This window comes from Oceanibaculum pacificum (assembly GCF_001618175.1).
Taxonomy (GTDB): Bacteria; Pseudomonadota; Alphaproteobacteria; order Oceanibaculales; family Oceanibaculaceae; genus Oceanibaculum; species Oceanibaculum pacificum.
This window is the reverse complement of the sequence record NZ_LPXN01000149.1, coordinates 20,808-33,665: the sequence shown is the minus strand read 5'-3', so window position 1 is coordinate 33,665 and position 12,858 is coordinate 20,808. Positions and strand designations below refer to the sequence as shown.

The following is a 12,858-nucleotide window of genomic DNA, read 5'->3' as shown; positions in this document are numbered from 1 at the left end:
CGTGGCGGCCCTGCGCCCCGGGGATTTCGGCGACGAGATGATGGACGCGGAGGGCCGGGCCGTCGATGGCAGCTGCTGGGAGATCGCCGGCTGGCGTTACAAGCGTAATCCGGTGCTGCGGCTGAACCCGGAGGACTGGGCGATGGTCAGGCTGTGGGGGCAGTATCGCGGTGGCGGGCTTGGCGGCGTGGGGCATCTGCCGGAAGCCGGCGGTACGGGCGACCAGGCGGCGATCATGCTGGACGCCTTCGCGCTGATGAGCGAGGCGGTGCGTCCGTTCGAGGAAAAGGACCGGTCATGAGGCTGGGATCGGCGCTGGAAGGCAATCTGACCGAGGTGCTGGCCCGCGAGCGGGGCGATCTGGCCGACAGGTTGCGGGCCGGGGTCACCGAGGCATCGACGGGACTGAAGCAGGAGTTGCGCGGCCAGGTGACCGGGGCCGGGATGGGCGAACGTCTGGCCCGTACCTGGCAGGACAAGATCTATCCCGCGCGTCACAAGCAGACGCTGGGGCCGGCGGCGCTGGTCTATTCCAAGGCGCCGGAGATCGTTCGGGCCTTCGATGAAGGGATGACGATCCGGTCGCGCGACGGTTTTTTCCTCGCGGTGCCGACCGAGGCGGCGGGCCGTGGCAGTGGCGGCAAGCGGCTGACGCCGGGCGAGTGGGAACGCGGGCACGGCCAGCGGTTGCGGCTGGTGTACCGGCAGGGCGCGCCCTCGCTGCTGGTGGCCGATAATGCGCGGCTGGATGGCAGGGGCGTCGCCCGGGCCAATGTCACCCGCTCCAGGACCGGGACCTACACAAGGCTGAGGGGGCGCACGACGGTGCCGATCTTCATCCTGCTGCCGCAGGTGACGCTGCCGAAAGTGCTGGACGTGGCGCGGGCAGAAAAGCGGGCGCTCGACACTCTCTACCGCACGGTCGCGCGCGCAGTTAATGGGGGCGGTGAGGCCGATTAGGTGAATCGCCATTTTTGATTTTTTGCTGGTAACAGAACCCCGCTTCGGCGGGGTTTTTCGTGTCCGAAGGGTGTTTCATGGCATTTCGATCCGGCGGGCAGTCGAGGGGCGTGGCGATCCGGCTGTCGATCCGCGACAAGGAGGTCGTGGAAAAGGCCCTGAAGGAGCTGGGGACCGAGGGCCAGCTGGCGCTGCGCAAGATAGCGCGTGCAACCGAGGAGCCGACGCGAGGCCTGCTGGCGCTGAACACGGCCAGCAGATCGGCACGCGACGGCATTGCCGGCCTGGCCGCCCGTGTGGGCCCCGCTGGCACGGTGCTGGGGGCGCTGGGGCCGGCCGGGATCGCTGCCGCCGCCGGTATCGGCACGGTGACGCTGGCATTCGCCGGCTTCCTGCGCGCCGCGCGGGAGATTGCGGCGCTGGACGATGTCGCGCAGACGCTGGGCATCAATGTCGAAGCCTTGCAGGAGCTGCGATTCGCGGCGACCGAAAGCGGCATTGCCATCGGCACCGCCGACATGGCGCTGCAGCGCTTCATCCGCCGCTCGGCCGAGGCCGCGCGCGGCACCGGCGAGGCGCTGGGCGCGCTGAACGAGCTGGGCGTGTCGGCCCGGGACTTCAACGGCCAGATGAAGCCGGCGGAGCAGCTGCTGCGCGAGGTCGCGGACGCGCTGCAGCGTGTGCCGACCGAGGCCGACCGGGTGCGCATCGCCTTCAAGCTGTTCGATTCGGAAGGCGTGGCGATGCTGCGCATGCTGAAGGACGGGGCGGACGGTCTGGACCGCTTCGCGCAGGATGCCCGGGACCTGGGTCTGGTGATCGACAGCGAGATGGTGGCGAAGGCCGCTGAGGCCGAGAACAAGCTGGGCACGCTGGCGCAGGTGATGGATACCAAGCTGAAGGTGGCGTTGCTGGAACTGACGCCGCTCATTGATGGGGTCGCTACCAAGCTGCTGTCAGCAGCCAGGGAGGCCCGCTATCTGTGGGACGCCTTCGAGCCGCCGGAAGAGCATTCGCTGGTCACCGTCGAGCGCAACCTCGCCGAGCTGCAGGAACGGGCGACACGGCTGCGTCAGGCCATCGGCAGCCAGGAGCATGCCGGCGGCGGGCTTTTCGACCAGCTGTTCGGCGATCCGGACGCGCTGGTCCGGATGCGCGACGAGCTGGAGAAGGTCGAGCGCGCGATCCGGGGGCTGGAAGCGCGCCGTGCCTATCTGCAGGGGCCGCCCGATGGGGCGCCCGCACCGGCGCCGGCGCAGATCGAGCCGACGATCAAGGCGGCCGAGGATCTGTCGCGGGCGATCGCCGCGCTGGAGGAGCGGTATCTTGCGGCCAGCCAGGGCAGCCTGGCGCAGGTCGCAGCGCTGGACCGCGAGGAAAAGGCGCTGAAGATCGCCGAGCAGGCGGCAAAGGCGCATGCCGCCCAGCTGGGCCTGACCGGCCTCAGCCAGGAGGAGTTGCGCGCGCTGGTGGAGCGCTATTTGCCGCAGGCGCGCCAGCAGGTGGAGCTGGAAGGGCAGATCGCTGCGGCACTGAACCGGCGCAAGCTGGCGACCGAGGCCGCGACCGCCGCGGCCGTCGAAGATGAGAAGGCACGGTCCGATGCCTCGAAGCGCGCGCTGGCCCTGATCAAGGAACGCGAGGACCTGGTCAAGGCGACGGTGCGCGAGATCGGCGAGACCCGCGCCCTGACGGCGGCGCTGAAGATCTCCGACCGCGAGTACAAGGTGGTACAGCAGACCCAGGCGCTGCTGCGCCGCGATACGCTGCTGACGGCCGAGGCCGCGCGCAAGCTGGCAACGGAGATGGTGGATGCGCAGGACGAGCTGGCGCGCACCCGCGAGGCCGGCAGCTTCTTCAGCGACAGCCTGACGCGGGGCTTCGACCGGATCGGCGAATCGCTGACGCAGGCGCTGGCCACCGGCAAGCGCGACCTGCTCGACATGGGCAATATCGGCCGCGCCATGGCATCGGAGCTGTATCAGAGCTTCATCCAGCTGGCAGCGATCAACCCGCTGAAGAACGCGGTGACCGGCAGCGCCACCCTGCCGACGTTGGGCGACATGGTATCGGGCAATGGCGGCGGGATGCTGTCCACCATTTCCGGCGCGAAGTCGGCCTGGGATTTCGGTCAGATGCTGCATAACGGCAACTGGCTGGCGAGTGCCCTGCCCTCCGTCTTCGGCGCAACGGCCGTCGGCACCATGGCCGGCGGCGCCACGGCGGCCAGCCTGGGTGTCTCCGCCGTCGCCGGCGGCGCCAGCAATGTGGGTATCGCGGCGGCGGCGCCGCTGGCCGGTATCGCGCCGATGCTCTCCGTGGCCCTGCCAATCATGGCGATCGCCGCCCCCTTCGTGCTCGGCAAGCTGTTCGGCGGCCAGCCGTCGGACTATACGGCGAGCTTCCAGGGGCCGTTGGGCGGCCGCCTGATCAAGACCGAGGACAAGGCGAACGACCAGACGAGGTCCGAGCGCGACCAGATCCAGGGCGTGTTCGAGGCCTCGCTGGATGAGCTGACCCGCACGCTGGGCGCGCAGCTGCCGAAGGGTCTCTATGTGGACTTCGCCACCGGTAGCCGCGACGGCCGCCGGGGCTGGCTGTTCGGCACCAACCCGGACGGGTCGGTCAACCGCGCCGACAAGCTGTATGAGGGCAGGTTCGACAGCGCCGACCAGCTGACTGCCGGCATGCTGCAGGAGATTCTGCGGCGCTCCGAAGGCCTGTCGGAGAATGCGCGCAAGGTGGTGGACGGGCTGGATTTCGTCGAGCTGGGGCTGCAGCGCAGCGCCGAGCTGCTGGGCTTTGCCGAGAATTTCGAGAGCAGCCTGAAGGCGCTGTCGCAGGGTGCCCTGTCACTCGGCGACGTCATCGAGGGGCAGGTGCGCGACCAGGTGCTGGGCACGCTGGAGGATATCCAGACCTATCGCCGCAACGCCGCCGATGCCGGGCTGGATACCGGCCGTGCCGCGCAGGCGACGCGGGATTATGTCGAGATCCTGATCGGCCTGCGCCAGGCGACCTATGAGACGCTGACGCCGGTGCAGACCGAATGGCGGCGGATCGCGGCGCTGATGGAGGAGATCGGCCCGCTGCTGGCCGAGGTCGGGATCTCCGCCGAGACCGGGATCGCGGCGCTGGAGCGGGCACAGCAGAAGGTCGCGGGGGATTTCGTGCGCGGGGTGACGGCGCGCGGCATGGGGCTGAATGGCGGGCTCACGGGCGGGCTGGGCGATGTGCTGGCCGGTTTCCGGGCGGAGCGCGACACGGCGGCGGAGCTGGGTGTATCCGACCAGGTGCTGGGCACACTGCGGACCCTGCGCGATGCCGGGCTGCGCGAGGCGCTGTCCGGGGTCGACGGCCAGACGCTTCGCAACGTCATCGAGTATTACAGCACCATCGAGGACAATGCGCCGATCGTCCGCGCGGCGACCGCGCTGCTGTCGCAGATGGGCGAAGCGGCGGCCTTCCTGTCGGCGGAGCAGCGCGACCAGATCGATACGCAGCTGCGCGCGACCCGGCAGTTCCTGAATGAGCAGGAGCGCATCGTCGAGGGCTGGCGCCGGCTGGCGGCGCAGCTGCGCAGCGCCCGCGAGGGACTGCTGGTGGATCAGTCGCTGTCGCCCTTGTCACCGGCTGACCGGCTGGAAGAAGCCCGCCGGCAGTTCGACGATCTGGAACGCCGGGCCCGTCTGGGTGATCAGGAGGCGCTGGCCGGACTGCCGGAATCCAGCCGCCGTCTGCTGGAGGCGAGCCGGGCCTTCTACGCCAGTTCGGAGGATTACTATCGGGATTTCGAGCGAGTGCAGGAGGTCCTGCGCGACAGTGAGGATCTGGCCGGACGGCATCTGTCGCTTGGTGAGCAGCAGCTGGCGGCTACCCGCGCCGAGCTGGACCGCCTCGACCAGCTGGTGAATGGCGACCGGCTGGTGATCGCCAGTCTCGATCAGGCCAATGCCCTCCTGGCAGAGATTGCCGCAGCGATCCAGAACGCACAGCTCGGCGCCGGCACTGGCGGGTCCGGAGGCGGCGGATCCGGCGGTGGCAGTGTGAGCTATGTGCCGGGCAGCTATGGCGCCACGGTCGGCACGTCGGGCGACCTGATCCAGGGCGTGCCACGCGAGGTCCGGGACGCCATCCTGGTGAGCCTCGGCCAGACCTCCGCCGGTGGCGGCGTGGTGCAGGCCCGCATCGCCAGCGACTCCGATTTCCGGGACGCCTATCGGGCTGCCCTGATCGCGGCAGGCGGTACGCCGGCCTTCGCCTATGGCGGCACCCATGCCGGCGGGTTGCGCCTGGTCGGCGAGCGGGGCCCGGAACTGGAAGTGACCGGCCCGGCCCGCATCTATTCACCCGAACGGCTGGTCGACATGATCCGCTCCGGCAGCAGCAGCAGCGCCATGCCGGAGGGAGAGATCAGGGGGCTGCGGGCGGACATCCGCGCGCTGCAGCAGGCACTCTCCGCGGCCATTCAGCAGGCCGGCAGCGCCTCCGCCGAGACCGTGCGCCGCGAGGAAGGTCAGTCGCGCAACGAGCTGACGGCGATGCGCCGTGAGATGACCGACCTGCGGCAGCAGCTGGGGAGGCTGATAGCCATCCGATGAGTAATGCGATCTATCTTGCCGAAATCGACCTCTATCTGGTCGGCACCAGCACCTCCGGGATCACGGTCGGAACCGGCCCAGTCGAGCTGGTGCTGGCGACGGACCAGCCTTTCGAGCCCGGCATGCGGGTTTCCGTTCACGAGGTGACGGGCGCGGCGCGGCTGGACGCGGTTGTCGTGGCCTATGTCCAGACGGATCGCCGCCTGGCGCTGGATGTACAGTCGGTTTCCGGTGACGGCACCTACAGCGACTGGCGGGCCGAGGGAACCAGAACCCTGCTGGTGGCAACCGGTCGCTGGCGAACCGGCCCCGACGATCCCGACCGTCCCGGCATCGAGGCCATGCCGCTGATCGTCGAGCCTCCCAGCTTTCAGGCCTTCGCCTTCCGCGATGGACGGATCGGCGGCCGGTCGGCGGGTGGCGGGGGCGAGATGATCCTGAACAATGCCGACCGGTTCTTCGACCGCTTTGCCGAGGCGGGCTGGGACGGCCGCCGGTTCAGGCTGTTCCGCGGGCCTGCGGGCGGGCGGTGGCGGGACTTTGTCCTGCTGTTTTCCGGCACGGCAGCGCAGGCGGAATGGCGCGATGCGCGGTTTCATCTGTTCCTGCGCGACCGGCAGGCGCAGTTCGAGGTGCCGATCCAGCGCGAGACCTACGCCGGCACCAACAGCGGCCCGACCGGCAATGAGGGTACGCCACAGGATATAAGGGGCCGACCGAAGATCCTGTGCTACGGCCTGTGCCACAATGTGCCGCTGGCGCCGCTGAACACGGCGGCGTTGCGCTATGGTGCGCACAGTGGATCGATCTTTTCAGTGGATGAAGTCTATGACAGGGGTGCCGCCCTCTCCAAGGTCACCGGCACGCCCGCCGCTGGCCAGTACCGGGAGAATGTGACCGAGGGTTTCGTGACGCTGGGCGGCAGCCCGGCCGGCACCATCACTGCCAAGGTGTCGGGCGAGCGGCTGGAAAACCTGTTCCTGTGGTCGGAGCAGTTCATGAATCCGGCCTGGACCAAGGATGAAGGCGTCACGGTCGAGAACGATGTCATTATCGGCCCCAATGGCGGCTATACCGCCGAGCGCATCGACATCCCCGCCGATGACGGGGCGGGCTTCCGCCAGAGCGTCAGCGTCACGGCCGGTCAGCCCTACACCTTCTCCATCTACCTACGCAGCGTCATTGGCAGCGTCACGCTGGGCATGGGCATCGAGGCGGCAACCGAGGAGGCAATCCATCTGGACGAGGTCTGGCGGCGCTACACCCTGACCGAGACCGTCTCCGGTTCCAGCGTGTCGCCCGGGATATTCAGTCTCGGGGAAGCCGCTGCAATCTATGCCTGGGGCGCGCAGATCGAGCTGGGCGGTGTGGCGAAGAACGGCATCATTACCGGTGGCACACTGCACCCGTCGAGCTATACGGCGCAGCCTGCCGACATGCTGCGCACCATCGCCGTCACCCGTTCCGAGCTGGTGGATTTCCTCGATCTCGACCATGCCAGTTTCCAGACGCTGAACGAGGCAACGTCCGGCATGGGCCTCGGCCTGTTCATCGACCGCGAGATGACAATAGCCGAGGCCTTCGATCTGATCTGCGGGAGTATCGGCGGCTTCTGGTATTTCACCCGCGACGGCAAGCTGGCGGTCCGGCGGCTGGAAGCCCCCACGGGCAATCCGGCAGCCACGTTCGACCGCACTCATGTCCAGGATGTGCGGCTGCTGTCGCGCAATGACGAAGGCCAGGGTCTGCCGAACCATCGCGTGGTTCTGGGCTGGCGGCGCAACTGGACGGTACAGGAAGGCGACCAGCTGGCCGGGAGCGTCTCGGCCGACCGCCGCGCCTTTCTGAAGGAGGAATACCGAATTGTGCAGCGGGATGCGCCGGCGGTGAAACGGAAGCATCCGCTGTCCGCCGAGTTGCGCCGCATGACGCTGCTGGAGAGCGAGACGGATGCCGATGGGGAGGCGGAGCGGCAGCTGGCGCTGATGTCTGTCCGCCGGGACCTGGTCGAGCTTGAGGTGACGGTAGATGAGTATCTCCTGGCCGGCGCGCCCTGGCTCGGCGACGAGATATCCTATCGCGACGAATGTTTCCTCGACTATGCGGCGGGCCGGCCGCTGATCCTGATCGGTGTGACCGAATCCCACGCGCAGGGACGCGCGATCCTGCAGGCCTGGGGGTGACATGGGCAAGCTTCTGATCGGCTGGGTGAACGAGGCTGACCGCGCGGATCTCGCCGGCGGGCGCTGGGCAGAATCGCTGCCGCAAACGGCACTGGCGGATGACCGCCTGTCGAAGGCGGCGCGCACGCTGGGCAACCGGACCGCCGACACCGCCATTGTCGCGGATCTGGGCGAGGCGAAAGCGATCGGCCTGGCCGCCCTGTTCGGGGCGGTTGCCGCCCCCGCCCCCGGCTGCCCCGGCTCCACGGCGCGCTATCGTGTGCGGGCCGGCGACGATGCACGCCTGGCGGGACCGCTTCTCGATCTCGACTTCACCGGCTATGGGCCGGAGGATCCGCGCATCGCCTTCACCCGGTCCAGCCTCGCCACCCGCTTCGACCGGAACGGCCGGCTTCAGGGCTATGGGCTGACCGAGCCGCTGACCATCAACCTCGACGGCTTCGATCCGCCCGGCACGCTGGAATTGGTGCTGCAGCAGAAGGATCGCGATTTCCGGGTCGGCGAGGCGGTCCGGCTGGCCGATCCTGAGGATGCTGGCCGCTATCTCGACGGCACGCTGACCGCCTTCGAGAAGCAGAGCGGCAGCGCCTGCCTCGCCATCGCCAGCGTCTCCGGAACCGGCAGCTCCACCATCACCTGGCGGCTGGAAAGCCTGGCCGCGCGCTATGGGTGGCGGCAGGACCATGAGCCGGCCAGCGGCACGCCGCGCGGCTTCCTGATCGAGGGGGAGCGCACCAACCTGCTGGCACGCAGCGCCCAGTTCGGCGATGCCGTCTGGACGAAGCAGAATGCGACCATCACCGCCGACGCCGGCGCCACGCCGGATGGCAGCCTGCAAGCCGACATGCTGGTCGAGAGCGCCACCACCGGCATCCACCAGATCACGCAATCCGCCACCGTGACGGAAGGCGCTGCGGTCACCTTCAGCCTGTTCGTGAAGCCGGCGGAGCGGACGCGCCTTGCGCTCGTGCTGTCCAGCGGCGGCGATTATGCGCAAGGCACCTTCGACCTTGCCGCCGGCACCGCGACAACCGCGCAGGGCGGGGCGGGCACGGCGCTCTCGGCGCGGCTGGTCCCGCTGGCCGGGGGCTGGGCGCGCTGCATGCTGACCGGATCGATCGCCGGGGAGACGTCCTATCTCGCCGCCTGCCGCCTGCTGAATCCCGGCGGCAACTATGCCGGCGACGGTACGAGCGGGCTGCTGGTCTGGGGCGCGCAGGCCGAGGAAGGGCCGGACGCCAGCAGCTATATCCCGACAGAAGGCGATCCCGCTACCCGCGCCGCCGATGTGGCAAGGCTGGCACTCGACGGCTCGATGGCGGAAGGCACCTTGCTGGCCGCCTATCGCAGCCGGCGCACCGGATCGGTCGCCATCGCCGGTCTGAATGACGGCACGGCGGACAACGCCATCGAGCTGCGCCACGGATCCGGCGGCGCGCGGCTGGGCTATATCGTCACTGGCGGAGCCGAGCAGGCGGCGCTGTCCACCGGCAGTCCCGCCGCCGATACCGCCTCCGTGGCCGGGATCGCCTTCGCCGCCGGTAATGCCTCGGCCGCCGCCGATGGCGGCGCCGTGATCACAGGCACGCCGGGCACGCTGCCTGCCGTCACCGGCCTCGATCTCGGAAGCCGTCCTGCCGGCGAACGGCTGGACGGTCATCTCGCCCGCCTGCAGCTCTATGGCCGTCGGCTGGGCGATGGCGAACTGCAAGGCGCCAGTACCGCGCTTGCCTTGCAGCTCGGCCCCGTCGCCTGGGATTCAGGCTGGCTCGATGTCTGGCAGGGGAATTGGCGGCGCGAGGGCTATGCCGCCGTGATGCTGGCTACCCCGCCGGACGTGGCGGCACGCTACTGGCGTTTCGACCTGGATGACGGGGCCAGCACCGACGGCTTCCTCGATCTCGCCCGGCTGTGGCTGGGGCCGGCGGTACGGTTCGAGCATAATTACAGTTATGGAGCCGGGTTGTGGGCCGAGCCGGATACACAGATCATCCGGAGTCCTGGCGGGGTCAGCCGGTTCCAGGATGGCGCCGCGCCAAGGATCATGCGTCTGACGCTGGAGCATGCTTCTGCCGGTGAGGCGCACCGCCCCCTGCTGACGCTGCAGCGCGAAGCCCGGTTGTCCGGTGAGGTGCTCACTGTCCCTGACCCGGAGGATGTCGAGTTCCGCGCCGAGCGGGTGTTCATCGCCCGGCTGCGCGCCACGAACCCGATTCGCAACAGCTACTTCCAGGGATACGCTACCGAACTCGAACTGGAGGAAAGGCTGACCTGAAGGAAGGCTTTAAACCGATCCGTTCGCTTGAAGAGCAGCGCAGGCGCAGACAAGGATGCCTTGGCCATATGCCTGTTCCCATGAGCCCGGCCTGTCCCTCTGGCCTTCGACGAAAGGAAGACCGAATGATCCGTTCCAACGATCGTGACGGCTTCGCCATGCCCGGAACCGCTCCCGGAAACCTGTCCGGCGAAATGTTGGAAAAATTGCTTGAGCGAGCGGCCGAGACGGGCGCACGGCGCGCCTTGCGCGAGGTTGGCCTCGACGGCAAAAATGCCGCCGAGGACATCCGCGATCTTCGCTCGCTGCTCGCGGGTTTCCGCCTCGCGAAACAGACCGCCGTACAGACCTCCGTGCGGCTGATCACCACCGCAATCCTGCTCGCCCTGATGGCCGGCATCGCCATCAAGCTGAAGCTTTTCGGGCCGACGCCTTAACCGATCCGCCCGACCCATCAGACCACCGCCCGCCCTCGTCGAGGAGCGGGCTTTTTTGTGCCTGGAGACCTGCGATGACGACCATGACCTACAAACACTGGCGCGACGTGCCCGAGCGCTCATGGCGCTGGAAGAATTTCTCCCCCGCCGAGATCGCCTGCCGGGGCACCGGCTCCCTGCGCATCAACGAGGAAGCGCTCGACAAGCTCCAGGCGCTGCGCGACCAGCTTGGCAGGCCGCTGATCGTCCGCTCGGCCTACCGGAGCCCGGCGCACAACCGGGCCGTCGGCGGCGCGCCACACTCGAAGCACCTCGACGGTACAGCCTTCGACATTGCCATGGCGAACCACGATCCAGCGGCGTTTGAGGCGGCGGCGCGGGAGGTCGGCTTCCTCGGCTTTGGCCTCTACCCGCGATCAGGGTTCATGCACGTCGATCTCGGCCCCGCGCGGCAGTGGGGCGAGCGGTTCCCGGCGCGGCCCGTGCCCTTCGCGGCAGAGACCCCGCCTGCGCGAGAGGTGCTGGCCGAGAGCCGTACGATGAAAGGCGGTGGCGCGGCTGGCGTGGCGACGCTTGGCGCCGCTGGCGTCGAGGTGGCGCAGAACGTCCTGGCGGAAACCCAGACCGCGATCCTGCCGCTCGTCCCCTATCTCGACACCTTGCGCTGGGTGTTCATCGCCGTGGCCCTCGCCGGCATCGCGGTCGCCATCTACGCCCGCATCGATGACTGGAAGCGGGGGCTTCGATGATCGCTGCTCTGTTCACCGGGCTTGCCGCCAGCCCTTGGGCGCGGGCGGCCCTGCGCTACGGCGCCATCGCGATCGCCGTGCTCCTTTTCCTGCTCTCGCTCCGACGCTTCGGTGAGCGCGCCGGACGCGTCGCGGAGCGCCTTGAAAGCGTGGAGAGAACCCATGATGTTCAGCGCCGTATGTTGGAGGCTGCGGCTCGCCGTCCTCGTGATCGCGACGACCTCGCTGACCGCCTGCGCGACGGTCGGTTCTAAAGCTCCGGCCGGTGGCGTCTGTCCGCCGGTTGTCGAGTACGGCCGCGAGTTCCAGACGCAGGCGGCCGACGAGATCGCGCTGCTCCCGGAGCCCTCGGCGCTTGCCGAGATGATGAGCGACTATGGCGTGATGCGCGAGCAGGCGCGGGCTTGCAAAGGAAGCTGACCCTCAAGATGCCGTGCATGGCGTCAGAGGAACCTCATGGAACTTCAGAGGTTCTTCGGAGTGGGAACAGAACCGACGCCTGGCAAGCAACCTTCATGGATCAAGTTCTTCAAGCCTTCACCACTGGCGCCGGTATGCTGTGGAAGGCGCTCTGGGCGCTGATCTTCGGCTACATCATCTCGGCCGGCATCCAGGTCCTCGTCACTCGCGAGCAGATGGCCAAGATCCTCGGCGAGCGCGGACCGAGAGAGGCCGGCATCGCCGGATTCTTCGGCTTCATCTCATCTTCCTGCTCTTTCGCCGCGCTCGCGGCATCGCGCTCGGTCCTGGTCAAGGGCGCGCATCCGATGAACTCGATCGCGTTCCTCATCGCATCGACCAATCTGGTGATCGAGCTCGGGATCGTCCTCTGGGTGCTGCTCGGCTGGAAGTTCACCCTCGCGAACTTTCTGCTCGGGATGCTGATGATCGTGTACGCCTACATTCTGACGCAGCTTTGGTTCCCCTCGGGCCTCATCGACGAGGCGAAGGGGCACGCCGAGAAGGCTCAGCAGAGCGAGGGAATGGACATGGACCACGGGATGAAGGGCTCGTTCCGCGACAAGCTCCTCTCCCGCAAGGGTTGGCAACGGATCGCCCGGGCGTTCTTCATGGAATGGAAGATGGTCTGGAAAGAGATCCTCTTCGGCTTCACCATCGCCGGCTTCATCTCTGTTTTCGTGCCGCAGAGCTTCTGGAATACGATCTTCCTCATTGGAGATGGCGGCGCGCAGCAGAGCCCAGGATTTCTCATTGTGCTTGAGAACGCGCTCGTTGCCCCTGTGGTCGCGTTCTTCACCTTCATCGGCTCGATGGGCAATGTGCCCCTGGCGGCGATGCTCTGGTCGCGCGATGCGTCCTTCGGGGGCGTGGTGGCGTTCCTTGGTGCCGATCTCGTCGCGGCGACGGTAATCTGGGTCCACGCCAAATATTATGGCTGGCGCTACGCCCTCTACCTGTCGGGACTGCTCTATGTCTGCATGGTCGCGGCAGGCATCACCGTGCACTACCTGTTTGCGCTTGTCGGCATGATCCCGACCGAGAGGCCGTCGCTGCAGGAGATGGTCCGCTTCGCGATCGACTACACCTTCTTCCTGAACCTCGCCTTCCTGGCCGCGGCCGCGGCGCTTCTCTGGCTGCACTTCCGAGGCGGCGGTGAGAGCACGGGACGCCGGGAAAAAGCAAGAGCATGAA

General features: G+C 68.0%; 9 protein-coding genes. All 9 read left to right on the top strand.

Annotated elements, in window-relative coordinates:
* Position 1: 1 nt before the first annotated feature.
* A complete protein-coding gene (locus tag AUP43_RS15830) occupies positions 2–301 on the top strand; it encodes a hypothetical protein (RefSeq protein ID WP_067559269.1) in 300 nt (99 codons plus the stop codon).
* Positions 298–960, top strand: coding sequence for a DUF6441 family protein (locus AUP43_RS15825; protein WP_067559266.1), 663 nt, complete (start codon positions 298–300; stop codon positions 958–960). The genes AUP43_RS15830 and AUP43_RS15825 overlap by 4 nt, the downstream gene beginning before the upstream one ends.
* Before the next feature lie 77 nt (positions 961–1,037).
* Positions 1,038–5,561: a phage tail tape measure protein gene (locus tag AUP43_RS15820; RefSeq protein WP_157089388.1), complete on the top strand. Its 4,524-nt coding sequence runs from the start codon at positions 1,038–1,040 to the stop codon at positions 5,559–5,561.
* Positions 5,558–7,744, top strand: coding sequence for a phage head spike fiber domain-containing protein (locus AUP43_RS15815; RefSeq protein ID WP_067559261.1), 2,187 nt, complete (start codon positions 5,558–5,560; stop codon positions 7,742–7,744). The genes AUP43_RS15820 and AUP43_RS15815 overlap by 4 nt, the downstream gene beginning before the upstream one ends.
* 1 nt (position 7,745) lies before the next feature.
* Positions 7,746–10,019, top strand: a complete 2,274-nt coding sequence (locus AUP43_RS15810) for a phage head spike fiber domain-containing protein (RefSeq protein WP_067559259.1) — start codon at positions 7,746–7,748, stop codon at positions 10,017–10,019.
* A 125-nt stretch (positions 10,020–10,144) separates the two neighbouring features.
* Entirely contained in the window at positions 10,145–10,456 is a 312-nt protein-coding gene (locus tag AUP43_RS15805; RefSeq protein ID WP_232315203.1) for a DUF6127 family protein, read from the top strand.
* A gap of 74 nt (positions 10,457–10,530) precedes the next feature.
* Positions 10,531–11,205: a YcbK family protein gene (locus AUP43_RS15800; protein WP_067559256.1), complete on the top strand. Its 675-nt coding sequence runs from the start codon at positions 10,531–10,533 to the stop codon at positions 11,203–11,205.
* A 162-nt stretch (positions 11,206–11,367) separates the two neighbouring features.
* A complete protein-coding gene (locus AUP43_RS15795; protein WP_067559255.1) occupies positions 11,368–11,625 on the top strand; it encodes a hypothetical protein in 258 nt (85 codons plus the stop codon).
* A 95-nt stretch (positions 11,626–11,720) separates the two neighbouring features.
* Positions 11,721–12,857 (top strand): permease, encoded by a 1,137-nt coding sequence (locus tag AUP43_RS15790; RefSeq protein WP_067559252.1) that lies wholly within the window; start codon positions 11,721–11,723, stop codon positions 12,855–12,857.
* Position 12,858: the final 1 nt, after the last annotated feature.